General features: G+C 70.1%; 26 protein-coding genes and 1 tRNA gene. 15 read left to right on the top strand and 12 right to left on the bottom strand.

Annotation, left to right across the window (positions count from 1 at the left end):
* The first annotated feature begins 186 nt into the window (after positions 1-186).
* The 12 genes from FDO69_RS27910 (at position 187) to FDO69_RS27970 (ending at position 8,233) form a co-directional block, all read left to right on the top strand.
* A complete protein-coding gene (locus FDO69_RS27910; RefSeq protein WP_104783011.1) occupies positions 187-627 on the top strand; it encodes an ATP-binding protein in 441 nt (146 codons plus the stop codon).
* Positions 628-713: 86 nt separating this feature from the next.
* Positions 714-1,442 carry a GntR family transcriptional regulator gene (locus tag FDO69_RS27915; protein ID WP_104783014.1) on the top strand — a complete coding sequence of 243 codons (729 nt, stop codon included), beginning with the start codon at positions 714-716 and terminating at the stop codon, positions 1,440-1,442.
* 628 nt (positions 1,443-2,070) lie between these two features.
* Complete coding sequence (locus FDO69_RS27925) at positions 2,071-2,421, top strand: SCO3933 family regulatory protein (RefSeq protein WP_104783017.1); 351 nt, start codon at positions 2,071-2,073, stop codon at positions 2,419-2,421.
* A gap of 5 nt (positions 2,422-2,426) precedes the next feature.
* Positions 2,427-3,800, top strand: coding sequence for an FtsK/SpoIIIE domain-containing protein (locus FDO69_RS27930; RefSeq protein WP_104783019.1), 1,374 nt, complete (start codon positions 2,427-2,429; stop codon positions 3,798-3,800).
* A gap of 80 nt (positions 3,801-3,880) precedes the next feature.
* A complete protein-coding gene (locus FDO69_RS27935; protein ID WP_104783021.1) occupies positions 3,881-4,537 on the top strand; it encodes a DUF2637 domain-containing protein in 657 nt (218 codons plus the stop codon).
* 18 nt (positions 4,538-4,555) lie between these two features.
* Positions 4,556-4,747, top strand: coding sequence for an RING finger protein (locus tag FDO69_RS27940; protein WP_104783024.1), 192 nt, complete (start codon positions 4,556-4,558; stop codon positions 4,745-4,747).
* Positions 4,747-4,938 carry a mobile element transfer protein gene (locus tag FDO69_RS27945; protein WP_104783026.1) on the top strand — a complete coding sequence of 64 codons (192 nt, stop codon included), beginning with the start codon at positions 4,747-4,749 and terminating at the stop codon, positions 4,936-4,938. The genes FDO69_RS27940 and FDO69_RS27945 overlap by 1 nt, the downstream gene beginning before the upstream one ends.
* Positions 4,939-4,947: 9 nt before the next feature.
* Entirely contained in the window at positions 4,948-5,142 is a 195-nt protein-coding gene (locus FDO69_RS27950; RefSeq protein ID WP_104783028.1) for a hypothetical protein, read from the top strand.
* Positions 5,143-5,168: 26 nt separating this feature from the next.
* A complete protein-coding gene (locus tag FDO69_RS27955) occupies positions 5,169-5,426 on the top strand; it encodes a SpdD protein (protein ID WP_104783031.1) in 258 nt (85 codons plus the stop codon).
* Positions 5,427-5,556: 130 nt separating this feature from the next.
* Complete coding sequence (locus tag FDO69_RS27960; RefSeq protein WP_104783033.1) at positions 5,557-6,858, top strand: replication initiator; 1,302 nt, start codon at positions 5,557-5,559, stop codon at positions 6,856-6,858.
* Complete coding sequence (locus FDO69_RS27965; RefSeq protein WP_104783036.1) at positions 6,855-7,067, top strand: excisionase family DNA-binding protein; 213 nt, start codon at positions 6,855-6,857, stop codon at positions 7,065-7,067. The genes FDO69_RS27960 and FDO69_RS27965 overlap by 4 nt, the downstream gene beginning before the upstream one ends.
* Entirely contained in the window at positions 7,067-8,233 is a 1,167-nt protein-coding gene (locus FDO69_RS27970) for a tyrosine-type recombinase/integrase (protein ID WP_104783038.1), read from the top strand. Before FDO69_RS27965 ends, FDO69_RS27970 begins: the two co-directional genes overlap by 1 nt.
* A gap of 79 nt (positions 8,234-8,312) precedes the next feature.
* Here FDO69_RS27970 and FDO69_RS27975 read toward each other — a convergent pair.
* Positions 8,313-8,386 (bottom strand) — tRNA-Gly (locus FDO69_RS27975).
* Positions 8,387-8,945: 559 nt separating this feature from the next.
* Here FDO69_RS27975 and dcd point away from each other — a divergent pair.
* On the top strand, positions 8,946-9,521 hold the full coding sequence (gene dcd / locus FDO69_RS27980) for a dCTP deaminase (RefSeq protein WP_053670409.1): 576 nt from the start codon (positions 8,946-8,948) through the stop codon (positions 9,519-9,521).
* A 56-nt stretch (positions 9,522-9,577) separates the two neighbouring features.
* Complete coding sequence (locus tag FDO69_RS27985) at positions 9,578-10,075, top strand: phosphoribosyltransferase (RefSeq protein ID WP_104783041.1); 498 nt, start codon at positions 9,578-9,580, stop codon at positions 10,073-10,075.
* Positions 10,076-10,132: 57 nt separating this feature from the next.
* On the opposite strand, the gene FDO69_RS27990 is transcribed toward FDO69_RS27985, so the two are convergent.
* The 8 genes from FDO69_RS27990 to FDO69_RS28025 form a co-directional block, all read right to left on the bottom strand.
* Positions 10,133-11,143: a Yip1 family protein gene (locus FDO69_RS27990; protein WP_104783043.1), complete on the bottom strand. Its 1,011-nt coding sequence runs from the start codon at positions 11,141-11,143 to the stop codon at positions 10,133-10,135.
* A gap of 254 nt (positions 11,144-11,397) precedes the next feature.
* Entirely contained in the window at positions 11,398-12,750 is a 1,353-nt protein-coding gene (locus FDO69_RS27995; protein WP_104783046.1) for an FG-GAP and VCBS repeat-containing protein, read from the bottom strand.
* A gap of 17 nt (positions 12,751-12,767) precedes the next feature.
* On the bottom strand, positions 12,768-14,216 hold the full coding sequence (locus FDO69_RS28000; RefSeq protein ID WP_104783049.1) for an FG-GAP-like repeat-containing protein: 1,449 nt from the start codon (positions 14,214-14,216) through the stop codon (positions 12,768-12,770).
* 162 nt (positions 14,217-14,378) lie between these two features.
* Positions 14,379-15,803 (bottom strand): FG-GAP-like repeat-containing protein, encoded by a 1,425-nt coding sequence (locus tag FDO69_RS28005; RefSeq protein WP_104783052.1) that lies wholly within the window; start codon positions 15,801-15,803, stop codon positions 14,379-14,381.
* A 59-nt stretch (positions 15,804-15,862) separates the two neighbouring features.
* Positions 15,863-17,269 carry an FG-GAP repeat protein gene (locus FDO69_RS28010; RefSeq protein ID WP_104783055.1) on the bottom strand — a complete coding sequence of 469 codons (1,407 nt, stop codon included), beginning with the start codon at positions 17,267-17,269 and terminating at the stop codon, positions 15,863-15,865.
* Between the two features lie 356 nt (positions 17,270-17,625).
* Positions 17,626-17,802, bottom strand: coding sequence for a thaumatin family protein (locus FDO69_RS28015; protein WP_145475628.1), 177 nt, complete (start codon positions 17,800-17,802; stop codon positions 17,626-17,628).
* 140 nt (positions 17,803-17,942) lie between these two features.
* Positions 17,943-18,323, bottom strand: a complete 381-nt coding sequence (locus FDO69_RS28020) for a hypothetical protein (RefSeq protein ID WP_138430203.1) — start codon at positions 18,321-18,323, stop codon at positions 17,943-17,945.
* 20 nt (positions 18,324-18,343) lie between these two features.
* A complete protein-coding gene (locus tag FDO69_RS28025) occupies positions 18,344-18,904 on the bottom strand; it encodes a hypothetical protein (RefSeq protein ID WP_104783062.1) in 561 nt (186 codons plus the stop codon).
* 470 nt (positions 18,905-19,374) lie between these two features.
* Here FDO69_RS28025 and FDO69_RS28030 point away from each other — a divergent pair, with 470 nt between their 5' ends.
* Positions 19,375-20,706 (top strand): hypothetical protein, encoded by a 1,332-nt coding sequence (locus FDO69_RS28030; protein ID WP_104783064.1) that lies wholly within the window; start codon positions 19,375-19,377, stop codon positions 20,704-20,706.
* 42 nt (positions 20,707-20,748) lie between these two features.
* On the opposite strand, the gene FDO69_RS28035 is transcribed toward FDO69_RS28030, so the two are convergent.
* The 3 genes from FDO69_RS28035 to FDO69_RS28040 form a co-directional block, all read right to left on the bottom strand.
* Positions 20,749-22,041, bottom strand: coding sequence for a glycosyltransferase family 2 protein (locus FDO69_RS28035; RefSeq protein ID WP_104783067.1), 1,293 nt, complete (start codon positions 22,039-22,041; stop codon positions 20,749-20,751).
* 1 nt (position 22,042) lies between these two features.
* A complete protein-coding gene (locus tag FDO69_RS41350; RefSeq protein WP_159030657.1) occupies positions 22,043-22,207 on the bottom strand; it encodes a hypothetical protein in 165 nt (54 codons plus the stop codon).
* Between the two features lie 131 nt (positions 22,208-22,338).
* Positions 22,339-23,610 (bottom strand): nucleotide sugar dehydrogenase, encoded by a 1,272-nt coding sequence (locus FDO69_RS28040; protein ID WP_104783069.1) that lies wholly within the window; start codon positions 23,608-23,610, stop codon positions 22,339-22,341.
* Between the last annotated feature and the right edge of the window lie 377 nt (positions 23,611-23,987).

Here is a 23,987-nt window from a genome sequence, read left to right on the forward strand (position 1 = left end):
GCGGTGTGACGAGTCAGCGGCCGGATCAGGGCACGCAGTTACCTTGCCCGGGTTGCCGGGGGCGCGGCTGGAAGCGTGTCGGCTCGCGTACGACCCTGGCGCTTGCCACCGCTGCCGATCGCACCCGCGCAACATCGAAGCGGCGCTGCCTCGACTGCGACGGTAGCGGCAGGAAGTGAGCACCTGATGGCCTACATGATCGACCGCTACCCGTCTGAGGAATCACCGCGTCTCGGTGCGATGACCTTGCACCCTGTCGCTGAGTCCGTACCGCGGGCTCGGCGCTGGTTCCGCAAGTTCATCGCCCCGTACAACCCGGCCTGCTCCGTCGACGACTGCGCGCTGATGATCTCGGAGCTGGTGACCAACGCCATCGCTTACGGCCGGTCGGACGAACCCTGGCTCGTACGGGTCGAATGGTTCCGTGAGGGAGCTTCGCTTCGAGCCGACGTACACAACCCCGGCTTTCCGGCGAACGTACGGCTGAGGCACCCCGACGCCAACGATTCCCACGGACGTGGACTGCTCCTGGTCGATTCGCTGGCCGAGTCGTGGCACGCCGCACCGAGCCGCTTCGGCGGAACCGTCGTCTCCTTCGTGATGGCCGATGCCTGGCCCGGAAGGTAAGAGTTCGCTCCGCTTCTACTTCGACAATCGAAGATTCGCTAGTCTGGTTGACCAGTTGACTTGGCCAATCCCGACAGGCGGCGTTCATGGCGTATGAAGTGGAGCCACCGAAGTACGTGCGCCTCGCGCAGACGATCCAGCATCGCATCGAGGACGGCACGTATCCGCCTGGCACTCGGGTACCCAGCGAGAACCAGTTGGTGCAGGCCTTCGGGATGTCCCGCCCCACCGTTGTGCGGGCGCTGGAACTGCTGAAGCGTGACGGCTGGCTCGAGTCCCGACAGGGGTACGGCACGATCGTCCGGGACCGGCCTGAAGTGGTCGAGCAGAAGGACAGGCGGGGGCGAGAAGCCCTGGAGCGCGATGAGTCGCAGACCTCGGGACGCCTCGTGGAAGTTGCTGAAGTCGTTGTCCCCGCACGGGTCACCTCAGCGCTCGGCTTGCCGAAGAAGGCCAAGGTGCTCATGCGCCGCTTCCTCGTTGAGGAGGAAGGCGAAGCAGTTGAGTTGGTCTCGTCGTACTTCCCCGCCGGCCTGGTGGAGGGCACCGAGTTGGCGAGCGCTGATGTCCTGCCCGGCAGTGTGCGTGAGCACCTGGAAGCGAGGAAGAAGGTCCGCTTCGACCATGTCACGGAACGGGTCTCGGCTCGACTCCCTGAGGCAGGTGAAGCCGGGCTCTTGGGCCTGCCGGACGGCGTGCCTGTGCTGAGCGTCCTGGTCATCGCGTGCGATGCGTCAGGACAGGCGTTGCAAGTCTCTGACGTGCTACTTCCTGCCGACCGTCAGGAACTGGAAGACACCTACCGGCTCAACTGACGTGGGGATGCGGGCCACGCCGTGCGTTGCTGACGTGGCCCTGCGTATCAGGTGCGTGAACCTCGGCTGGCAAGTCGGTAGATCACATATGTGAGCGCCAAGATGAAGTCGACGGCCACCCACAGCGTGATGATGAGGCCCACTCCGATCGTGGTTCCGACATCGCCAGCGTCCTTGCAGACCTCCAACTCCTGGCCTGTCAGGCCCCGGCACTCCTCAGGGGTGCCGCGACCAGTTGAGGCACCGACTATTACAAAGATCAGAAAGAGAATCTGGACTGCCAGAAAGAACCAGAAGAAGACACGGTGCCGCTTCCTTGGCGGCGGCGCTGTGGCGCTCTGGTCTGGCGGGTGACCTGGCGGCGGTCCTTCTTGTGGTCCTTGCCAGGTACTCGATTGCGATGCCGGCTCCTGGGGAGAGCGTGGACCCCAGGGCGGCTGCTGAGCGCGGTGCTTCTTGCTCATCTCGCGCCCTCCCTTACTGCTGACTCCATAGTGCGCTCGGCGCTCCAGAGCCGCTTACCGACCACCGTGAAGTCACTTGACAAGTCAACCTGGCATCCGTAGCTTCGAACTTGCTAAGTCAACTTGTCAGGTTGGCGGGTTGATCGACTCAAGAGGAGAAATCTGTGCGTGTGATCCGTATTGACGCCTCGGCCGCCACGATCCTGCTCACCGAAGCGCCGGCGCCGAAGGTGCGTGACCGGCAGACCGGTGAGATCGCCAAGGACGCCGTGAGCGGTGAGGCGTTGATGACGGTCGGCGTCGTCTACGTCGACGAGGGCGAGTCATCGCTGATCAAGGTCACCGTCCCCGAGAGTGGTGTGACGGAAGGACTGACCGTCGGGGCTCCGGTCTCGCTGCCTGGGCTCATCGCCCGGCCGTGGGAGAGCGTGTTCAACGGGCAGCAGCGGCACGGCATCGCCTACCGGGCGACCGCCGTTGCTCCGGGAGCCTTCCCGATGGAGCAGGCGGGCTGATCGTCGTGACCGACCTGGTGACGTGGGCCGAGCTGGGCGGGTCGCTCGCTGTGATAGGCGGCGCGGCCTACGCCCGGCATGCCCATCCGGCGGCGTACTGGTCCACGGTGGGGCTGCCCGTCTCGGTGGCGCGGCTGCTGGCCTCGTACACGTCCACCATGGACGCGTGCGGCCTGACGGTCGAGCCGCCCCGGTGGCGGGCCCTGGCCGTCAAGGCCACGACTCGCCGTGAGGTCCGGCCGGTGCCTCCTCGCCGCGGCATGATCCGGCCCACCTCGACCGGTCTGCGGCTTCGGCTGCGGCTGGCTCCGGGCCAGGAACCGGCGGACGTGGCGGCCTCGGCCGAACGGCTCCGACATGCCTGGGGCGTTCACGCCGTGTACGTGCGGGACGTCAAGCCCGGTGTCGTGGAACTGCGGCTCGTCGGCTTCGACGTCCTGCGGAAGGTGCGGATGCCCCGCCGGACCGACGTCGGTCCGCTCCGCGTGCCGGTGGCTCTGCGGGAGGACGCGACCGCCTTCGTGCGGGACTACCAGGCCGTACCTCACGAACTCGTGCTCGGGGCCACACTGTCCGGCAAGTCGATGTTCCTGCGGAACCTGCTTGTCGGGCTGGCCGCTCAGCCGGTGGTCCTGGTCGGGATCGACTGCAAGCGAGGGGTGGAGCTGGCGCCGTTCGCTCCCCGGCTCTCGGCGCTGGCGACCGACCCGGAGCAGGCTGCCGAGCTGCTGCCCGTGCTCGTCAAGGAAATGGAGGATCGATACGACCTGATCAAAGCGCGGCAGGGCATAGCACCTGGCACCCCGGATGAACTGATCACCTCGGACGTCTGGGGCCTGCCGGAGGACGAACGCCCGGCTCCCATCGTGCTGTTCGTCGACGAGGTGGCAGAACTCTTCCTCGTCGCCACGAGGAAGGAGGAGGAGCGGCGGGACGAGATGGTCACCCAGCTCATCCGACTCGCCCAGCTCGGCCGGGCGGCCGGCATCTACCTGGAGGTCTGCGGGCAGCGCTTCGGGGCCGAATTGGGCAAGGGAGCGACCATGCTCCGGGCACAGCTCACCGGCCGGGTCTGCCATCGGGTGAACGACGAAGCGTCCGCGAAGATGGCGCTCGGTGACATCGCCCCTGAGGCTGTTCTGGCCTCTTGCGCCATAGCGGCTGAGTTGCCCGGCCTCGCCGTCGTCGGCGACACGTCCGGCGGCTGGTCCCGCATCCGCACCCCTCACCTGTCCCTCGCCGACGCTGCGGCCACCTGCCGCGAGACGGCGCACCTCGTCCCGGATGTTCCGGCGCTCGCGCCGTTCCGGCCTCATGTTCCACCCGTGCCGATGGAGGAGTCCGGGCCCCTGGCCACTCCTCGGCCGATCACCGAGTAACCGACTCGCTCCCACGGTCGGCGCGGCCGTCCCGCGCCAAGTCCCTACCCCACCCATGCCCGGAACTGGAAGGAGTGGCCGTGCGCGCCCTGCCCGTTCGTGTGGACGCCGTGCTCGTTCAAGCTGTGATCGCCGCCGCGCTGTCCTTCGCTCACCTGCATGACCTGGCACTCGCCGCCGGACAGGACGGCTGGAAGGCCTGGGCCTATCCGGTCTCTGTCGACCTGCTGTTGGTCGCGGCCTGGCGGCGTCTGCGCTCCGGTGAGTCGAAGACGGCCGGGTGGTGCTGGTTCGTCGTCGCGCTGACAGCGTCCCTCGGCGCCAACGTCGCCACCGCCGGTCTGCTCGACCTGGAGGACGTACCGGCCTGGCTCCGCATCCTCGTCGCCGGCTGGCCCGCGGTCGCCTTCCTCGGCGGCACGCTGCTCGCTCACGGATCAGCGCATCCCAGTGCGGACCCGGCGACGACACCGGAACCACCTTCGACGGCACAGGCGCAGGAACCGACCACCGCACGCGTCGAGCCGCCCACGGCCACGCCCGAACTGCCGACCTCCACACCGGAGTCAGCTGCACCGCCTCCATCCCCGGTACCGCCCGCGCTCGTCACCCTCGCCCGCAAGGTCGCCGACGAACACCGCGCCCGAACCGGGACCGACATCGACACCTCGACCCTTCGTGCCCGGCTCGGTGTGCCCATGCCGCTCGCCGAAGCCATCACCACCCAACTCACCTGACCTGGAGGAATCTCCCCCTTGCGCCCGTCCACGCTCCGCGCGCTGAAGCGCGCCGCAGAGCTGACCCGACAGAACCGCCTCACCGAAGCCGTGCTGATCGCCGAACCGGTGATCCTCGCCGCCGACAGCTACGAGGGCGACGAGATCTTGCGCTGGCTGGCCGACCACGTCACCGACTTCACCGGCGAGACCGACAAGGAGATGCCCTGATGTCCGCCAATCGCCGCTTCCGCCGCGTCGTCCGCATCGGCCCTGTCCAGGTCGCCACCTACTACGACGGCCGGGGCCGCGAGAAGCACACCGCCGCCTGCACGGCTCCGCGTTGCGGCTTCTCCACCGACTACGACAGCCGCGCCGCCGCCGAGCTGGCCGCGCGCACCCACCGCTGCTGCGTCCGCTGAGGAGCTCCCGTGACCGTCTCGCTGCCGCTCGTCTTCGTCCTGGGCGTCATCGCCTGGGCCGCGATCAAGTTCCTCGGCATCCGCCTCCGGGTCGCCGTCGTGATCGCGCTGTTCGGCTTCTGGCTCTCGCACACCATCCTCGCCCCGGCCATCGAGTCCGGCACCCGAACCGGAGTCGACGTCGTCAACGGCACGCACGAATGACACCCCGACCGACAAGGAGTCCCGCGATGTTCCGCCCCAAGCTGCCCGACACCCCGCACGTCCCGAGCATCACCACCCACATTCCGCAGGATCACGCCCCGGCTCCCTCCGCCGGCCGCTCCGTCGCCCCGTTCGTCGGGGTCGGCGCCGGTGCGGTCGCCGCGGTGGTGGTCGTCGGTGTCGTCCTCACCGCGCTCCTGGCGGCGGTCGCCGTCTCGGCCGTGTCCGTGGCCATCGCCGCCGTGGTCCTGCGCTCCCTCGTCACCGGCGCCAACAGGCGCTGACCGGCCGCCGGGGCGGCAAACGCCGCCAAGCATCCCGCCGCCCCGGGGCCGCCCCTCCCAACCGCAGAAACAGCCGAAAGGAAGACCCATCATCACCCGGCAGACTCCGCCCCCGCTGGCGGAACTCTCCATGCTGGCCTCCCTCGGCACCATGCCCGAGCTGGCCCGCCAACTCTCCGGCCTGGGCGGCTGCACGAACCCCGTGCGCCTCGACGGCCACCGAACCGAGTACGCGGTCGACCGGACGACCGGAGAGATCGGGCGCGTCCTCCACCACCTCGACTCGTCCTCCCTGCCCGTCGGGAGTCTCCTCGTCCGCTGCAACAACCGTCGCGCCACCCGCTGCGCGGCCTGCGCGGAGGTCTACCGCCGAGACACCTTCCACCTGATCACCGCCGGACTCCGCGGCGGCAAGGGCACCACCGAACAGGTCGCCACACACCCACGCGTCTTCGCCACCCTCACCGCACCGAGCTTCGGCCCGGTCCACAACCGCCCTTCCAGCGGGCGGCCCTGCCGCTGCGGTGCCCGGCACGACGACACAGACCCGGCCCTCGGTACACCCCTCGATCCGGACACGTACGACTACGAAGCGGCCGTGCTCTGGAACGCCCACGCCGGAGCCCTCTGGCGGCGCTTCTCGATCTACCTGCGCCGTGAGATCGCCAAGCGCGCCGGACTCACCCAACGGGCCTTTCGTGACCACGCACGCGTCTCCTTCGCCAAGGTCGCCGAGTACCAGAAGCGGGGCGCCGTCCACTTCCACGCGGTCATCCGCCTCGACGGCCCGGAGGGCGGCGACACGGCACCTCCGGCCTGGGCCTCCGCCGAGCTGCTGACCGACGCCATCCATGCCGCCGCCACCGCCACACGCGTCAACGGCCCCGACGTCGACGGCCGCGCCCACACCCTCACCTTCGGACGCCAACTCGACGTGCGCACCATCCGCTCCGCCGACTTCGACGGCGGCCAGGAACTGACTGACCGGGCCGTAGCCGCGTACATCGCCAAGTACGCCACCAAAGGCGCCGAGACAGCGACCGGCACCCTGGACCGGCCGATCCGCCTCCTCGCCGAACTGGCACAGGCACGGATCACCGACCATGCCCGCCGCATGATCCGAACCGCCTGGACCCTCGGCGCACGCAAGGACCTCGAACACCTCCGCCTGCGCCCCTGGGCCCACATGCTCGGCTTCCGCGGCCACTTCTCCACCAAGTCGCGCCGCTACTCCACCACCCTCGGCGCCCTCCGCGACGCCCGCGCCGAATGGCGCCGCGCACAAGCCGCCACGGCCGCTCCCCAGGACGGCGAAACCACGCTCGTCCTCGCCCACTGGGTCTTCGCCGGTACCGGCCTCAGCACCGGTGAGCAATGGCTGGCCGCATCCCTCGAACCCGCCCCCGGAACGGAAGGAGAGCCCACTACATGAACGACCGCTACCTGTCCGTCGACCAGGTCGCCGAGCTGCTCGGTACGACTCCCCGCTTCCCCCGGCGGCTCATCGAGGAACGGCGCATCCGGTACGTGAAGGTCGGCCGGCATGTACGCATCCCTGAGAGCGCCATCGAGGAGTTCATCCGGTCCAGGACCGTCGAGCCGATCAGGCCTCGTCGCGCCGCGCTTCGGAGGGCTGCCTGATGGCGAACAAGAAGGGCAGGCGTCGCCGCTTTGGTGCGGTGCGGCAGTACCGGTCCGGACGCTGGACCGCGTCATACCTCGGGCCCAACGGTGAGCGCATTCGCGCGGAGGAGACCTTCGACACCAAGAAGGACGCCGAGATCTGGCTCTCCCAGGTAGAGGCCGACCTCAGCCGCGGGGACTGGCGCGCCCCTGACGCCGGAGCCGTCAACCTCCGCGTGTACGCCGAGAAGTGGGTCGAAGAGCGGGAGCTGTCCGTTCGCACCGACGACCTGTACAAGCATCTCCTGCGCCTGTACATCCTCCCGACCTTCGGCCCGCTCGACCTGGACGAGATCACCGCTCCCCGTGTCCGCGAGTGGCGCGCGGAGCGACTCCGCACCACCGGGGCCAAGACGGCCGTAGCCAAGGCGTATCGCCTCCTCAAGGCCATCCTGGAGACGGCCGTCGACGACGACCTGATCAGCCGCAACCCGTGCCGGATCAAGGGCGCTGGCAAGGAGTCCGCCGCCGATAGACGCATCGCCACCGTCGCCCAGGTCGACGCCCTCGCCGACGCGATCGGTATCCGCTGGCGCCTCATGGTCTACCTGGGCGCATACGGTCCGATGCGCCCGGAGGAGCTGGCCGGCCTTCGCCGTCGAGACGTCGACCTGGACAACCTCGTCATCCGCGTCCGCGTCGCCGAGCCCGAGCGAACGAACGGCAGACGCGCTCCCGGCGAGACCAAATCCGATGCGGGCATGCGCACGGTCGTCCTCCCGGCCTTCCTGCACAAGGAGGTGAAGCGGCACCTGTCTTGGTACGCGGAGAAGGGACCCGAAGGCCTGTTATTCGTGGGGGAGAAGGGTGCACCCTTCCGGCGTACCTCCTTCGGTCGGAAGTGGCGTCGGGCTCGCGCGGTCGTGGGTCTCCCGGAGGGCTTCCGCTTCTACGATCTCCGCCACACCGGACACACCCTGTCGACCCGCTCAGGCGCCACCCTCAAGGACACGATGGTGCGTGCCGGGCAGTCCTCCGAGAAGGCGGCGCTGATCTACCAGCACTCCGACGAGGAGCGGCAGCGGGAGGTGGCTGCCGGTCTCGACGACCTGGTGCGCGCCGAGCGTGCGAAGTGCCACACGGACGACCCCGCGCACCACAGCGAGGAGGCTGCCGAGAGCTAATGGTGCGCTTGTGGTGCGCGACCGGCTCACCGGTCTAGACAATAAAGAACCCCCGGGTCTCTGACCTGGGGGTTTCACATGGAGCGGGTGACGAGAATCGAACTCGCGCTCTCAGCTTGGGAAGCTGATGTTCTACCATTAAACTACACCCGCGTAAGACGCCGACCCGGTCGGTGTCCGAATGCTCGCTCACTGTACCTCATCTCAGGCCTCCGGCGTTTCGCGCCGTGAGGCCTGAGGGCGTCTCAGGGATGGGATGCGGCTGCGGGGGAACGGAGTTGGGGCGTACGGTGGAGGCGCGTAAGAGGGCCCGGGCGGGACCGGAGTGCCGCCTGTAAGGCCGTCCCTTTGATCCCGTACTGTGGCTTTTGTCGTCAGGCAAGCAACAGCCAGACGCGGCTCTTGGGGAAGGGACTCTTGGACTTGATGGAGCGCACCGTCGTCCGTTGTGCCGATGGGCACGTGTTCAGCACCGCTTCGTTCCCGATGCAGCAGGCCGATCGGCTCGGCCCCGGGCGGCTGCTTCGGTGCCCGCGATGTGCGCGGCTCCGGAGCGTGGTGCCCGTCAGCTATCAGAAGCGGTAGCGGCGGCAGCACCTGCGGCGGCGGCAGCCGTGGCGGCAGGTGACGGACACAGCAGACAGCAACAGGCACAAGGCGCGCGGAGACGTCCGGTTGTGGTCGCTCCGCGCGCCTTGCGTATCCTCGGGGCGTGCTTCTCTCAGACAAGGACATCCGGGCCGAGATCGACGCCGGACGGGTGCGGATCGATCCGTATGACGACGCGATGGTGCAGCCGTCGAGCATCGATGTGCGGCTGGACCGCTACTTCCGGGTGTTCGAGAATCACCGGTACCCGCACATCGACCCCGCCATCGAGCAGGCCGACCTGACCAGGCTCGTGGAGCCGGAGGGCGACGAGCCGTTCATCCTGCACCCTGGCGAGTTCGTCCTCGCCAGCACCTACGAGGTCATCACGCTGCCCGACGATCTCGCCTCCCGGCTGGAGGGCAAGAGTTCGCTGGGGCGGCTGGGGCTGGTCACGCACTCGACGGCCGGCTTCATCGACCCCGGCTTCAGCGGGCACGTGACCCTGGAGCTGTCCAACCTCGCCACCCTGCCCATCAAGCTCTGGCCGGGCATGAAGATCGGCCAGCTGTGCATGTTCAAGCTGAGCTCGCCCGCCGACTTCCCGTACGGCAGTGAGCGGTACGGGTCCCGGTACCAGGGGCAGCGCGGGCCGACCGCCTCCCGGTCGTTCCTCAACTTTCACCGGACCCAGGTGTGAGCGACCCGAACGTGAGTGACCCGAACGGGAGCGAAGCAGGCGTGAGCGAAGCAGGCATGAGTGACGTGCGGGAGAACCTGACCTACGAGAGGTTCGGCGTCGCCGTGCGCGAACTCGCGCAGACCGTCGCCGACGACGGCTACGAGCCCGACATAGTCCTCAGCATCGCCCGCGGCGGCGTCTTCGTGGCAGGAGGGCTCGCCTACGCCCTCGACTGCAAGAACATCCACCTGGTGAACGTGGAGTTCTACACCGGCGTGGGGACGACCCTCGAGATGCCGGTCATGCTCGCGCCCGTGCCGAACGTGATCGACTTCTCGCAGAAGAAGGTGCTGATCACCGACGACGTCGCCGACACCGGCAAGACGCTCAAGCTGGTCCGCGACTTCTGCCTCGACACCGTCGCCGAGGTGCGCAGCGCCGTCGTCTACGAGAAGTCGCAGTCGCTCGTGAAGTGCGAGTACGTGTGGAAGCGGACCGATCAGTGGATCAACTTCCCGTGGTCCGTCGAGAAGCCCGTGGTGCGGCGCGCCGGGCAGGTGCTGGACGCCTGATCGCAGGCAGCAGAAAAGGGGCTCCCCAGGGAGCCCCTTTCTCGTGCGCGCAGAGACTCAGACCGTGCCCAGCTTCACGATCGACAGCAGTGCGATCAGCTGGATCGCCGACGCGCCCAGCGCCTTCGGCCAGGGCAGGTCGTGGGAGCGGCCGACCATGAGGGTCAGCAGGACGCCGCCCGCGACCCAGGTGGCCCAGCCCAGCATCTGGACGAACGTCGCGTCGCCGCCCGCGAACATCGCGAAGACCAGGCGGGGCGCGTCCGTGAGGGACATGATCAGCATGGACAGGCCGACCGTGGGCTGCCAGGCGCCGTCACCGCCGAGCTGGCGGGCCAGGGTGTGGGTGACCACGCCCAGGACGAACGCGCTGAGCACCATCGCCACGGCCGTCGTCAGGACGATCGGCACCGCGTTCGACAGTGTGGCGTTTATCGCATCCGCGCGGGCGCCGTCGAAGCCGAAGACGGCGAGCAGGCCGTAAAAGAACGTGACGATGAGGGCCGGGCCCCACATCGAGTAGTCCCGCATCTGGAGGAACGTCTGGTTGGGGGCGAGGACGATCCCCCGGAGCAGGGCCTTCCAGTGCAGACGCGGGCCGACCGGGCCGGGCGCCGGGGCCGCCGAGCCGGCGCGGTAGGTGTCGCCCTGGGTGTAGGGGTCGTCGCCGACCGAGAAGGCCTGGGTGTGGCCCGGGTTGTTCGCGGCGTACGGGTCGGCCGGGCCCTGCGGGCCGGGCGGGTACGCGCCGTCGCCGAAGTACTCCGGCTCGCCCTGCCCGCCGTGGCCGCCGCCGTGTCCGGCGTTCGGCTGCGGCCACGTGGGGCCGCCGCCGTTGCCGTACGGCTGCTGCTGCGGGTACGGCTGCGGCGCCGGCGGGGAGCCGTACGGCGGTCCCTGCGGCGTCTGCTGCCCGTACGGAGGGTTGTGCGGTCGCGTCTGAGGAGCGCCGTTGTTACGGCCGCGTCCGATCCTGAATCCAGCCACGTCTTCGAACGTACCTGGTCCCCGGCGGTGGTGTGCCGGGCCCGGGCTTCCGGGCCCGGCTTTGCGGCCGAGCTGTGACATCCCTTAAGGGGAAGGGGCTTTGGGCGTCCGTGGGGTGTCGGGGTTCGGCCTTACGGGCCTCGCCCCGGGTCCGCGGGAGTCCGCGGGAGTGGGCCCGGCGGATTTCGCCCCCGGCCGAGTGGGCCCGGCGGAGTGGCCCGGCGGATCCGCCCGGCCCCGGCCGAGTAGCCCGGCGGATCCGCCCGGCGCCCCGGCCGAGTGGCCCCCGGCGAAGTGTTTCCCCGGCGGATTCGCCCGGGCCCGTTCGGCCGACGTCAGTCGGGAAGGGTGCCGCCCAGTTCCGGCAGGACGATCGCGCCGGTCTTCGTCGGGACCGTGCTCGTGCCGCGCATGAGCAGCCCGCCGCTCGCCGCGCCCACGGCCAGGTCCGCCTTGCCGTCGGCGGTCAGGTCGCGCAGGCGGACCGTGTAGCCGAAGACGGTGCCGGAGTCGGCCGGGCCCAGCACCGTCTGGGCGATCCACGAGGAGCGCGCGCCGACGAGGCCGCCGGAGCCGCCGCGGAAGACGTGGACGCCGCCCTGGTCCTGGTCGCCCGCGACGTCCTCGTGCGGAACGCCGACCGCGAGGTCCGCATAGCCGTCGCCGTTGGTGTCGGCGGCCGAGATCGCGTAGCCGAAGTTGTCGTCGGCCTCGGGGCTGCCGGAGACGCCGGAGGTGGCCTGGGTGAGGGTGACCGACGTGCCCGGCCCCGACGACGTGCCGCGCCAGATGGTGACCGCGCCCTTGCCGTTGTCCTTGTCGGGCACGCCGAGGGCGATGTCGCCGTAGCCGTTCTTGTCGAAGTCGCCGATCACGGGGCTCGGGTAGAGGCCCTCCTGCCGGTCGCTGAGGGTCCTGGAGGCTCCCGAGGCGAGACCGGAGGAGGTGCCCTTCAGGTACCAGGCACGCTCGCGGATCCGGCTGTCGTCGATCTCCGTGCCGATCACCACCAGGTCGGTCCTGCCGTCCCCGTCGACCTTTCCGGCCGCGAGGGCGGTGGAATACCAGCCGCCGGACCCCTTGTCGACCTTGCTGACCTTGCCGGTGGTGCCCGACTTGGTGAACGGGCCGCGGTACAGCCACGCCTCCTCGCCGCCGATCACGGCCAGGTCGGGGGAGCCGTCGCCGGTGAAGTCGCCGGTCGCCAGGTCGCGGCCGAAGTGGCCGCCCGCGCCGCCGGCGGGGGCGATGGTGGTGCCGCCGGACAGGCCGGACTTCGAACCCCACAGGACGGTGACGGTGCCGCGGTAGTCGTCGCTGCCCACGTGCTCGGTGGGGTTGCCGACGACGAGGTCCGCGTAGCCGTCCTTGTTGAGGTCCGCGCTCGCGAGGGACGCGCCGAACTGGTCGTCCTCCTCGCCGGCGCCGGGCACGCCGGCGCTGTCCTGGTGGAGGTACTTCGGGTGGGCGGTGTCGAGGCCGGTGGCGGTGCCGTACACGACGGTGATCGTGCCGCCCTCGCGGTCGACGTCGTTGTAGCCGCCGTAGGCGAGGTCGCGGCGGCCGTCGCCGTTGAAGTCGTCGTAGTGCTTGGCGACGGCCGCGGCGGCCGGGCCGGTGAGGAGCACGGGGGTGATGCCGGTCGCCAGCAGGGCGGCGACCAGGGCGGTCGTGGTGGATCTGCGCATGGGGATCTCCTGGTTCGTCAGCCGATGAGGCCGGCGCCGAACGCGCCGTAGGAGCGGGTCTGGGCGAGGCTGCCGGGGCCGAAGGTGCGGGCGCCGTCGGTGACGGGGCCGGTGGACGAGCCGCGCAGGGCCGTGATCGCGCCGATGCCCTCGTCCTCGAAAGTGGCGGTGACGGTGAACTCGGCGTGGCCGTCCTTGGAGACGTCCGCCAGCAGGGCGTCGGAGCCGAAGTAGTCGATGGCCTCGGCCGTGCCCGGGACGCCTGCGGTGTTCTGGGTGACGGTGCGGGCGCCGGTGCGCGAGACGCCGGTGGCCGAGCCGTTCATGAGGATCGCGGCGCCGGCGTCCTCGGTGGTGCCGAGGTCCTCGAAGGGGACGCCGATGGCGAGGTCGCCGTAGCCGTCGCCGTTGGTGTCACCGATGGACACGGAGCCGCCGAAGCCGTCGTTGGCCTCGTCGGCGCCGGGGACGCCCTCGGAGTCCTGGGTGAGCTGGGCCATGGGCGCGTCACCGTTGACGGGGCCGCCCTCGGAGCCGCGGATGACGACGACCTTGCCGCCGAGGCTGCCGGTGTGGTCGCTCCCCTTGCCGAAGACGTTGCCGAGGGCGATCTCGTCGTAGCCGTCGCCGTCGATGTCGCCGAGGGCGAGGGTGGTGCCGCCGTTCAGGGCGCGGGGGGCCGAGGTGTCCGGGCCGGTCGAGGAGCCGAGGTAGGCGACGCCCTTGGACCAGCTGCTCGCCTCCTCCCCGCTGGTGAAGACCCGGTAGGTGAGGACCAGGTCCGACCTGCCGTCGGCGTCGGTGTCGCCCGCGCCCAAGGCGTCGACGATCCACGCCGGCTCGGGGGTGGAGATCTTCTGTATGGCACCCGTGGTGCCGGTGGGGGTGAACGGGCCGCGGACGACGTAGACGTCGTCGGTGTCGGTGCCGACGGCCAGGTCCGCCTTGCCGTCGCCGTCGAAGTCGCCCGCGGTCAGCAGGTTGCCCCAGCTGTTGTGGGCGGAGACGGCCGGGTCCTTGACCGTCGTGCCGCTTCGCAGACCGTTCGCCGAGCCCCACAGGACGGTGACGGTGCCGCCGTCGGTGTCGGTGCCGTCGCGGTCGCCCGGAGCGCCGACCGCGAGGTCGGTGTAGCCGTCGCCGTTGAAGTCGGCCGTGGCGAGCGCGTGGCCGAAGGTGTCGTCGGCGCCGGCGTCGCCGGGCACACCGTCGGTGTTCTGGCTGACGACGGTGTGCTCGGCCGGGTCGAGGCCGGTGGCGCCGCCGTGGATCACGGCGACGTAGCCGGCCATGCCCCGGCCGTCGACCTTGGCGTAGGGGGCGGCGAAGGCGATGTCACCGTAGCCGTCGCCGTTGAAGTCGGCGGTCGGGCCGGTGGCGGGTGCGGCGGTGGCCGCCGTCGCGGGCAGGGCCGTGAGCAGGCCGGTGGTCAGGGCCGTGGCCAGGAGGAGGGTGCGCTTGCGCATCGGGATCCCCGTCGGGTCGTCGGGTCGTCGGGTGTTCGGTCATGAGGTCGCCGGTCGTCGCCGGTCGTCGCCGGTCGTCGCCAGTGGCCGTCGGTGGCCTTCGGGCCGCCGCCCGGTGGGTCGTCGTCGGGCGCCGGCCGTCGGGACGGACGTGGGGCGTGGTCAGGAGTTGAGCGCGGTGCCGTAGCCGGGCGTGCCGGACGTCGAGATGCCCGTCGTGCCGGGGCCGAAGCTCGTCGAGCCGGACGCCGTCGGGCCGGTCGTCGTGGAGCGCAGGGACCAGACGGCGCCGTCGCCGGCGTTCTCGCCCGGCGCGGAGACGGACAGGTCGGCGCGGCGGTCGCCGGTGTGGTCGGTGAGCGTGACGCGCTCGCCGAACCGGTCGCCGTTCTCCGAGGTGCCGGGGACCCCCGCTGTGTTCTGCGTGTACGACGTCGCGCCCTTGGTGGTCAGGCCGGACGCCGAGCCGTACAGCACGGTGACAGCGCCGGCGGAGCCGTTCTCGCCCGCGGTGCCGATCGCCAGGTCGGCGTATCCGTCGCCGTTGACATCGCCGAGCGAGACGTCGCTGCCGAAGCGGTCGCCCTTCTCGGAGGCCCCGGGCACACCGGCGGTGTCCTGGGTGAGGGCGAGCGGGGCGCGGCCCGGTGCCGGGCCCTCGGGCCCGCCGTAGACGACGGTGACCTTGCCGCCGAGGGCGCCCCCGGGGTCGGCGGACGCCTCCCGGTCGTTGCCGACGGCGATGTCGTCGTGGCCGTCGCCGTCGATGTCGCCGACGGCGGAGACGAACCCGGCGGGCAGCTTCTGCAGCCAGTCGTTGTAGTTGTCGATCTCCATGTCGGCCAGGGCGGTGGTGGCGGCGCCGTCGTGCGTGGTCCGGCCGTGCAGGACCACGCGGGGGTGGCCGTCGCCGGTGACGTCGCCGGCGGAGAGGTGGGTGACGCCGTTCGCGGTCGCCCACCCGTCGTTGCGCGAGCCCGAACCGCCGTTGGAGGCGCCGGCCCTGGTGATCGGGCCGTCCACGAGGGAGAGGGTGATGGGGCCGGTGGAGCCGACCGCGACGTCCACGTCCCCGTCGTTGTCGAAGTCGCCCGCGGCCAGGGCCTGGCCGTAGCGGTCGTAGTCGGTGCTGAAGAAGCTGAACAGCGTACGGGCCCCGGACAGGCCGGACACCGAGCCCCAGACGATGGTGACCGTGCCGTCGTTGCTGTCGCTGCCGTCCTCGCCGGGCGTGCCGATCAGCAGGTCGGCGTAGCCGTCGGTGTTCAGGTCGGCGGAGGCGAGGGCGGAACCGAAGGCGTCGTCGGCCTCGGCGGCCCCCGGCATCCCGGCCGTGTTCTGGGTCAGCAGGGTCCGCGTGGAGCTCTTCGGGCCGCTCGTACTGCCGTAGACCACCGACACGGCACCGGCCCGCGCCTGCCCGGCGACCGTGGCGCCCGGTGCGCCGATCGCCAGGTCGGTGCGGCCGTCGCCGTTGAAGTCGTAGGGGACGGCGGCCGGCGCTGCGTGCGCGGCGGGGGCGGTCAGGGTGAGGGCGAGCGGGGTCAGGGCCGCGGCGAGGACGGCGGCGGTGATACGGGTGTGCATGGGTGTACGTGCCTCACAGGGGAGTCGGCGGGGCGTCACTGGGCAACGGTCGAGCCGCATCACTGGGCCACGGTCGAGCCGAGGCCGACGGTGCCCTTGAGGGAGACGGCGGTGGTCGTGATGCCCTGCGCGCCGCTCGTGGTCAGTCCGGTGGCGGAACCGCGCAGGGTCCACAGGCCGCCGGTGGAGTTCTCGCCGTGGACGCCGATGACCAGGTCGGCCCTGCCGTCCTTGGTGACGTCGGTCAGGCCGACCGCGGAACCGAACCGGTCCCCGGCCTCGGCGGCCCCGGGCACCCCGGCGGTGTCCTGGGTGTACGACTTCACGCCGGTGCCGGTCCTCAGGCCGGAGGCGGAGCCGAACAGCACGGTCACCGAGCCCGCGTCCTCCGCCGAGCCGATGTCCTCACCCGGGGCGGAGACCACGACGTCGGCGTACCCGTCACCGTTGATGTCGCCGGTGCTCACCGCGCTGCCGAAGCTGTCCTCGGCCTCGGCGGCGCCGGGCACGCCCGCGGTGTCCTGGTGGACGACGGTCGGCTGCTGCGCCGGGTCGGGACCGTTCGGGCCGCCGTACCAGACGGTGATCTGGCCGCCCTTGTGGCCGCCGGGCTTGAGATCGTAGGGGTCCGTGGGGTCGCCGAGGACGAGGTCGCCGTAGCCGTCGTGGTTGATGTCGCCGATGGAACCGGGGTAGCCGTCCGCGTTCGGCAGATCGGCCATCTTGTACGTGGTGCCGGTCCACCGGAAGTAGTCGATCTCGCCGCCGGTGTCGCCGTCCACGTTGAAGGGGTAGACGCGCTCGGCCGCGCCGTCGCCGGTGAGATCGCCCGCGAACACCTCGAACGTGGTGCCGACCTCACCGACGCGGAGGTTGTTCAGCGGGCCGCCGGTGCGGGTGAAGGGGCCGTTGTAGATGCGGGTGTGGCTCTGGCCGGTGAGCGTGACGTCGGTGTCGCCGTCGCCGTCGAAGTCGCCGGTGGCGATGCCCCGGGAGAAGTTGCCGTACTCGGAGAGCGTCGACGGCTGCGGCAGGCCCTTGCCGCCGGACAGGCCTGACTTGCCGCCCCACAGGACGGTGCCGGAGCCGACACCGTCCCGGTCGCCGATGCTCTCGTTGGAGGCGCCGACGACGAGGTCGGAGTAGCCGTCCCGGTCCAGGTCTCCGGCGGCGAGGGCGGAGCCGAACAGGTCGCTCGACTCGGCGGTGCCGGGCACGCCCGCGGAGTTCTGGGTGATGACGGCCCTGCGTGCGGCCGAGACACCGGACGCCGAGCCGTACAGCACGACGACGGCACCGGCGCAGGAGGCAGAGCCGACGTCGGCGCACGCGGCGCCCGCCGCGATGTCCCGGTAACCGTCGCCGTTGAAGTCCCCGGCGAGACCGGAGGGGGCGGCGGTGGCCGGGGTGGCGGAGAGGAGGCCGGTGGTGAGGGCGGCGGCCAGCAGGAGGGTGCGCTTGCGCAAGGCGGGGCTCCGGGAGGGGAGGGGGCCGGACCTGGGAGGCCCGGTCTTGGAAGGGGTGCGGGGTGGATCGGCACTCCGCGGGGGTGGGTCGTTCGCCGGGGGCCTCAGCCGGCGGTGTTCGCGCCGACCGGCACGCGGGGGCGCGGGGACGGGTGTGCGGGCGCGGGACGGCGCCCGGCAGGGCGCTCGTGGTGCTGCATGCGGGGTCTCCTGCTGCACGCGGGGGATGCCTGGCGGACATCCACAGTCGATGGGCGGCCGGACTGTCCGTGTTCGCCGGGAGTTGTCCGGAGGTTCACGGCCGGTCGGCGATCAAGAGACCTGCGGAGGGGCGTAAGGGTTGTACGTGAGTTCGGTTAATTTCCGGGTTGCGCAGGTGCAGTACCCGGTCGGCCTGTACAGGGCATGCGGGTCGTCGGGCAGGTGCCGGGCGTCGACCGGCCGTACCAGTCGAAGGGGGGCCGGACGTCGTCGCCCGGGTCGGCGGTGAAGCCGTCGGCGGAGTCGACGCTGTGCAGGACGACGGTGGTCATGGGAGCTCCTGGGGCCCGGACCGCGAACGGCCTCGCTGGAGGGGAGACCCCTCGCCCCGGAACTCATCGCACGACCGTGTCCGGCGGGACGACGCCCCGCCGGACACGGTCGTGCTGTGGGCACAACGGCTGTTCGGTGCTCAGAACAGGTGAGGTGCCAGACCGGCGGTCGCGCCTCCGACGACGGGCACGAGCAGGACCGGCCAGCCGCGGGCGCTGCGCAGCGGCGACTCCTCCTGGCGGATGATCAGCGCCAGAGCCATGCCGGCCATGGCCGGGAGGACGATCCCGAGGATGGCGAGCACGAGCAGGTTGGGCACCTCGTGGCGGGTGACGGCCCACCCCGCGCCGAGGCTGAGCGCCGCGGCGGTGATCAGCTCGCCGGTCGGCTGGATGAGGCCCAGGCGGGGACGATCGGCCCCGGCGACCCGCGCCCGGGTGCGGACGACCGTGAGCATCCAGACGATGCCCGTGACGACCAGCAGGGTCTCGCAGGCGAAGACGATGTTCGCTGCCAGCATGTCGATGCCTCCGATCACTGTTAGTGGCAGGCTGCCTTGACGCCTTCGAGTCCCAGGAGCTGGGCGCCGACCCACTGGAGGTCGTTGGCGAGCGTGTGTCCCTTGCCCTTGCGGATGGCCTTGATCGCGCTCACGATCCGCTTGACCCCGACGCGCTTGGCCACCCTCACGATCTTCACCATCTTGGCGGCGGGCAGGAGGTTGGTCCCGATGGCGACGGCGACCGCGCCCATGCAGCCGAAGCTGGGCCAGCCGAAGCCGACCAGTGGCTGCCCCGGCTTCCGGTTCTGCTGCTGCTTGAGGTAGGCGGCGGTCGCCTCGTCGCCCTGCGCGAGCACGTCCTCGGGTACGGACAGCATCGAGTTGAGCAGGGCTTCCCACTGGGCGTCGTCGGCGGTTTCGTCGTCGGCGGTGGAGACCGGAGCGGTGATGCCGGCGGAGACCGGAGCGGTGGTGCGAGGGGTGGCCTCGGCGGCGTGCGCACCGGTGCTCGCGGTGAAGATCGCGCCCGCGGTGAGGGCGGATACGAGCATGGCGGTACCGCGCGTGAAGAGGGTCCGGTCGGTCGTTCTGGTGAACATCTGTCCCCGTTGTTTCTCAAGGGTGGTGCGCGCACGCGCAACTGCCCGCCCTGGCAAGGCGGGTGAGACGCGCGTGCGTGTGTGGTCGATATCAACAGAAGCAGACCGACATCGGGCAGGCTGTGATGGAAGCCATGATTCCGGCCCCGATGTCCGGTAATTGTGCGGATGTCACGCCCCGATAACCATCCGATCCCAGGCTCGGCACCGATGGAACCTTCAAAACTCAACTAGCGCTGCTACAGGGCGAGACCTGCCGTTCCGCCCGCCTCCGCCGAGCCGGGCTTGGGCAGCGCCGTCTTCGCCGTGTGCTGCCAGGTTCATGCTCACCCACCTATGGCCAGGGGCGGATCCGAAAGCCGCACACGAAACAGCCGCCCAGGCCTTCCGTCGCGACTCCTGCCAACTCCATGCGATAGAAAGGGTGTTCGCCTATGGAGGCGGCCTAGAAGCATTCCTGTGGGGGGACCATGTTCAGAACTCGGGCGGCTTCGGCCGCCATCGGTGTCGTGACGCTCCTGGCGACCGGCACTCCGGCGGCGAACGCCGCGGAGGCGCAGGCTCCGGATGTGCGGTACGCACACAGCGCCTCGGGCGATCTCGGCACCCTGGAGGTCGGCATCAGCTCCGACAGTGCCATCACCGGCATCAGGGCCCATCTCGTCTCCGCGGCCACCCAGCAGGAAGTCGCCGTCGTGGAGAACGATGCGTTCGACCTCGTCTCCGGCACCGCGGACAACGGCGTGTGGCGCACGACGAAGCCCCTCGACCTTCCCGACCTGGGCAGCTACGACGTCCGCATCGAGGCCACGGACGCCGACGGCGACCGCGGCACCGACAACAACGCGGGCACCCTCGCCTACTACGTCGCCGCGGTGTTCGAGGACGTACACCCTGACCGCACGGAGATCGACACCGACCACCGCCAGGTGCGCATCGACGGCACCCTGAAGGGTCGCTGGCCGGCGACCCGGGAGCTGAAGCCCCTGGCCGACCACCGGGTCGACCTCGACGTGGACAACTGGACGGAGAACACCGTCCGCACCGACGCGCAAGGCCACTTCTCCGGCACGGTCAGCGTGAACGACGCGGTGCCGATCCAGGCCGTCTTCAGGCACGACAACGCCAACCCGTACGTGCTGTACGGCGAGTCCGAGTCGACGCGGATCGACATCCGTCAGGTGGCCACCCGCTGGACCTTCCAGGCCCCGGCGGAAGCCCGGACGATCGATTACGGACAGGAGGTCACCGTCACAGCGACGCTCGAGCGCGAGACCCGGCAGGGCTGGGTCCCCTTCGAGGGCCAGAGCGGTGGCGTCCTCTACGAGGCCTCCTCAGGCAATGACTGGAACAGCGTCGGCTACTTCACCACCGACAAGGACGGCAGGTCCGCCACCTTCACCCACACCCCGGACCAGACCGGCACCTTCCGCGTGGCCTCGAACAGCGACGACCCGTTCATCGCCGAGGCCTCGGCGAACAGCCCCGAGATCACCGTTCTGCGCGCCTCGGTGTTCACCTCGTTCTCGGCCACCCGCACGCAGGACCGAGGCGTGCACGTCGAGGGCGCGATGGACTTCCCCGACGGCTGGACACCCGCGGACATCCCGGTGCACATCCAGTACTCGCGAGACGGCAAGCGCTGGACGGACCTGGTGACGGCGCAGGCCACCTGGTCCGGAGAGGGTCACGCCTTCTCGGCGGACATCGCCGAGGGTCGGCGGGGTCACTACCGCGCCCACTTCGACAAGACGGAATCGTTCCGCTCGGCGACGTCAGAGGTCGTGCGGCTGGGCCGCTGATGTCCATGGGGTGCCGGCACTCACAGCGTCGGCACTGCCCACTCAAGGCCGCTCGGCGACCGGCACCGGAAGGTTCACCTTGCGCGTGCCCCAATGGGTGGTGCGGGCCTGGGTCAGGGCCCAGTACATGGCAGGGCGGACTATGAGCAGGTTCAGCAAGGTGACGAGGGGCGTGAGGAAGATCCAGGCGATGACCTTCTGACGAGCCGACAGCTCAGGACGAAGTGCCGCGTACATTCCGGTCTGGGCGTAGGTCATGATCAGCCAGTAGCCGAGACCCTGCAGGAAGAGCAGCTTGTAGTCGGTGTGGTAGGGCAGCACGAACAGAACCCACACGTAGAGGATCGGCATCGTGGCGGTGACGACCAGGCCGTAAAGCCGGAAGAACAACGGGGCAGCCGAGAAGTTGGTGAGCTCCCAGCCGACGTAGCGCCAGTACGACTTGAACCATCGCACGCGCTGGGTGAACAGCTCGTTGATGTCGGTGGGCATGCTGCTGTAGACCCATGCCTCGTTCACGGCGACCACCTGGCCCCGCTGGAGCGCGTAGTGCGTCAAACGCCGGTCGTCTCCCGCCGTCCCGGAGGCGACGTAGTCGTCCAGGTTCTCCAGGACGAGCTCCTTGCGGTAGACGGCGAGGATGCCGGAGGTAGGCGCGACCGCGCCCACCTGCGAGCGGGCCATCCTGGTGACCAGACACCAGGTGACGATCTCGAGGTCGATCACGCGGGTGAGCAGGTTGTGGGCGTAGTTGGAGACCAGTGTCAGACCGGTGCAGGCCTGGACACGGACGTCCGACATGGCTTTCAGGCAGTGCCACAGCCCCATTCGGTGGACGACCGAATCGGAGTCGACGGTCATGATGAGGTCGTACGTCGACGGCTCGACGGTGCGCAGCACGTTCGCCTGCGCCTCACGCTTACCGGCGTTGTCCTGGCGGTGCCAGGTGACCAGCGGGTGGTCGAAGGGGACCACGGGGATCCTGGAACCATCATCGACGACGTGGATCGCATCGGGCGGACGCACCTGGTCGATGAGCGCCCACACGGTCTTGTGCAGAGCCTCGGCGGGTTCGTTGTACGCGGGGACGATGGCGAGTACCCGGCCCTCGTGGGCGGGCAGGTGGGCGAAGCTTCGGCCCTTGATCACCGCGGCCAGCGAGTAGATGAGGACGGCGGTGACGGCGCAGTAGAAGACCAGTGCGGTCCCCCAGGGCTGGGTGCTCCAGTAGAAGTGGTAGATGAGGGTCCAGGCAGTGGCCGCCAGAGTGGCGGCCACACAGACCCAGGTCTGCCACGGTGCCCGACGGCCCCGCTTGGACGTGCGGTTGGGCATATCAGGCACGCCCTCGCTGGCGGCGGGTGACTGCCCGGTAGGTGAAGGCGCCCAGCAGGACAAGTGTCACCGCGACGGCCAGGACCCAGTTGAGCGAGACGCTGGCGCCGAACAGGGTGAAGGCTCCTACGCCGGTTCTGGCGAGTGCTCCGTCGTCGTAACCCATGTCGTTCTTCCTTCCGGTGTTTTGGGCAGCGCGAAGCAGCCCGGTGGGTGTCGTGAGGTGGAGTCGTACGCGCCCGACGCGCTCGGTGTACGGCCCGTAGGCGTGGGGGGTGGGTTGCGCCGGGTGCTTTTTTAGAGGAGCTCGATGTGAGGAGCCGCTGCCATCACGCCTCGGGTGTCCAGTACGTAGCTCGCCTCCGCCGCGAGGCGTTCGAGGTCGAACTCGCCGTGCGGGGTGAGCAGTACGACCGCGTCGAAGTCGGCGACGCACGCACCCGTCCCCACCTCCGCTGCTTCCGCTGCGAAGGGGATGGTCAGGCTGCCGCCCTCGGGCAGGTAGGGGTCCACGACGGTGACGTCCGCCCCCATCTGCCGCAGCCGCTCGGTGACTTCGACGGCCGGTGACTGACGGGCGTCCGAGGTGCCCGGCTTGTAGGCCGCCCCGAGCGCGAGGATCCGCGCCCCGTGCACGCTCCGCCGGAACCGCCGGCTGAGGGCGTCCTGGAGGCGGCGTACGACGTAGTCCGGCTGGCTCTCGTTGATGTCCTGGGCCAGCTCGATGAGCCGGAAGGTCTGCCCGTGCCGCGCCTTGACGTGGTGGCTCAGGTAGACCGGGTCGATGGGCAGGCAGTGCCCGCCGACGCCGGGCCCGGGCAGGAACTTGGTGAACCCGAAGGGCTTGGTCGCGGCCAGTTCCAGCGTGTGCCAGACGTCCACGCCGAGCGTGTGCGCCATCCGCGACAGCTCGTTGACCAGCGCGATGTTGACGTGCCGGTAGGTGTTCTCGAACACCTTGGCCAGCTCGGCCTCTTCGAGCCCCGAGGCGGGCACGGTGACGTCGGTGACGGTGTCGTAGAAGGCCTTCACGCGCTCCAGACAGCCTTCGGTGAGCCCGGCGACGATCTTCGGTGTGTTCTCCAGGCGCCAGTCGGGGTTGCCGGGATCGATGCGTTCGGGGCTGAACCCGACGTGGAAGTCCCGCCCCGCGACGAGGCCGGAGCCCTCCTCCAGCAGCGGAATGAGGACGTCACGCGTGGTGCCGGGGTGGGTCGTCGACTCGAGTACGACGGTGGCGCCCGGCTCGATCCACCCGGCGAGCGCACGGCCGGCGGCCCTTACGCAACTCAGGTCCGGGGCACGCTCGGTGAGCGGCGTGGGCACGGTGATGACGGCGACGTCGAACCCCTTGAGGTCCTGCGGGTCGGAGGTCGCGTAGTAGGCGTCCGAGTCGAGCACCGCCCGGAGCCGCTCGTCGCCGATGTCCTCGACGTACGACGATCCGGCGGCCAGCGCCTCGCAACGCGCCCGGTCGGGCTCGTAGCCGGTGACGGCGTGCCCGGCCTCGGCGGCCCTCACGGCCAGGGGCAGGCCGACATAGCCCTGCCCCAGCACACATATGTGCATGGTGGATTCCTCACCCCTGAAGTACGGCCGTCTGTTCCTGAGGCAGGCGGCCGTGGCGTGGTACTGCGTGAAAGGCGGCGTGGGAACGGCACCACCGCCGCGTCACCGGACTGCCGGGCCCCCTTGCCCGACCGTGCGCAAAGCGCAACCGGTGATCTTCACAAACCCCCCTCATTTGTGGACTTTCATAGTTCAACAAAAATTCGCTGAACGGAACCCTCTTTACTGTTTCGATACGTGTGAAGTGCGCTACCAGGCACGGCTGTTGGGGGGTGACGCTCAGTCAATTGCTCGCCGGCAAGCTTGGCAAAGCTTTGTGATCTTCACATTCCGCGGCGAGGGTGGCCCCGCGAAGGGGCCGGGCAAGTGCAGTAGCG

The organism is Streptomyces tibetensis (genome assembly GCF_007655005.1).
In the GTDB taxonomy this organism is placed as follows: domain Bacteria; phylum Actinomycetota; class Actinomycetes; order Streptomycetales; family Streptomycetaceae; genus Streptomyces; species Streptomyces tibetensis.

What these genes read in the sequence shown, in the direction of transcription:
- FDO69_RS27945 (WP_104783026.1), top strand. Translation starts at nt 4,747, where the DNA reads ATGTCCGCCAATCGCCGCTTCCGCCGCGTCGTCCGCATCGGCCCTGTC.
- FDO69_RS28000 (WP_104783049.1), bottom strand. Translation starts at nt 14,216, where the DNA reads ATGCGCAAGCGCACCCTCCTCCTGGCCACGGCCCTGACCACCGGCCTG.
- FDO69_RS27955 (WP_104783031.1), top strand. Translation starts at nt 5,169, where the DNA reads ATGTTCCGCCCCAAGCTGCCCGACACCCCGCACGTCCCGAGCATCACC.
- FDO69_RS28030 (WP_104783064.1), top strand. Translation starts at nt 19,375, where the DNA reads ATGTTCAGAACTCGGGCGGCTTCGGCCGCCATCGGTGTCGTGACGCTC.
- FDO69_RS28020 (WP_138430203.1), bottom strand. Translation starts at nt 18,323, where the DNA reads ATGCTGGCAGCGAACATCGTCTTCGCCTGCGAGACCCTGCTGGTCGTC.
- FDO69_RS28035 (WP_104783067.1), bottom strand. Translation starts at nt 22,041, where the DNA reads ATGCCCAACCGCACGTCCAAGCGGGGCCGTCGGGCACCGTGGCAGACC.
- FDO69_RS27915 (WP_104783014.1), top strand. Translation starts at nt 714, where the DNA reads ATGGCGTATGAAGTGGAGCCACCGAAGTACGTGCGCCTCGCGCAGACG.
- FDO69_RS28015 (WP_145475628.1), bottom strand. Translation starts at nt 17,802, where the DNA reads ATGACCACCGTCGTCCTGCACAGCGTCGACTCCGCCGACGGCTTCACC.
- FDO69_RS27910 (WP_104783011.1), top strand. Translation starts at nt 187, where the DNA reads ATGGCCTACATGATCGACCGCTACCCGTCTGAGGAATCACCGCGTCTC.
- FDO69_RS27995 (WP_104783046.1), bottom strand. Translation starts at nt 12,750, where the DNA reads ATGCGCAGATCCACCACGACCGCCCTGGTCGCCGCCCTGCTGGCGACC.
- FDO69_RS27970 (WP_104783038.1), top strand. Translation starts at nt 7,067, where the DNA reads ATGGCGAACAAGAAGGGCAGGCGTCGCCGCTTTGGTGCGGTGCGGCAG.
- FDO69_RS27965 (WP_104783036.1), top strand. Translation starts at nt 6,855, where the DNA reads ATGAACGACCGCTACCTGTCCGTCGACCAGGTCGCCGAGCTGCTCGGT.
- FDO69_RS28005 (WP_104783052.1), bottom strand. Translation starts at nt 15,803, where the DNA reads ATGCACACCCGTATCACCGCCGCCGTCCTCGCCGCGGCCCTGACCCCG.
- FDO69_RS27990 (WP_104783043.1), bottom strand. Translation starts at nt 11,143, where the DNA reads ATGTCACAGCTCGGCCGCAAAGCCGGGCCCGGAAGCCCGGGCCCGGCA.
- FDO69_RS28025 (WP_104783062.1), bottom strand. Translation starts at nt 18,904, where the DNA reads ATGTTCACCAGAACGACCGACCGGACCCTCTTCACGCGCGGTACCGCC.
- FDO69_RS27985 (WP_104783041.1), top strand. Translation starts at nt 9,578, where the DNA reads ATGAGTGACGTGCGGGAGAACCTGACCTACGAGAGGTTCGGCGTCGCC.
- FDO69_RS27960 (WP_104783033.1), top strand. Translation starts at nt 5,557, where the DNA reads ATGCTGGCCTCCCTCGGCACCATGCCCGAGCTGGCCCGCCAACTCTCC.
- FDO69_RS28040 (WP_104783069.1), bottom strand. Translation starts at nt 23,610, where the DNA reads ATGCACATATGTGTGCTGGGGCAGGGCTATGTCGGCCTGCCCCTGGCC.
- FDO69_RS41350 (WP_159030657.1), bottom strand. Translation starts at nt 22,207, where the DNA reads ATGGGTTACGACGACGGAGCACTCGCCAGAACCGGCGTAGGAGCCTTC.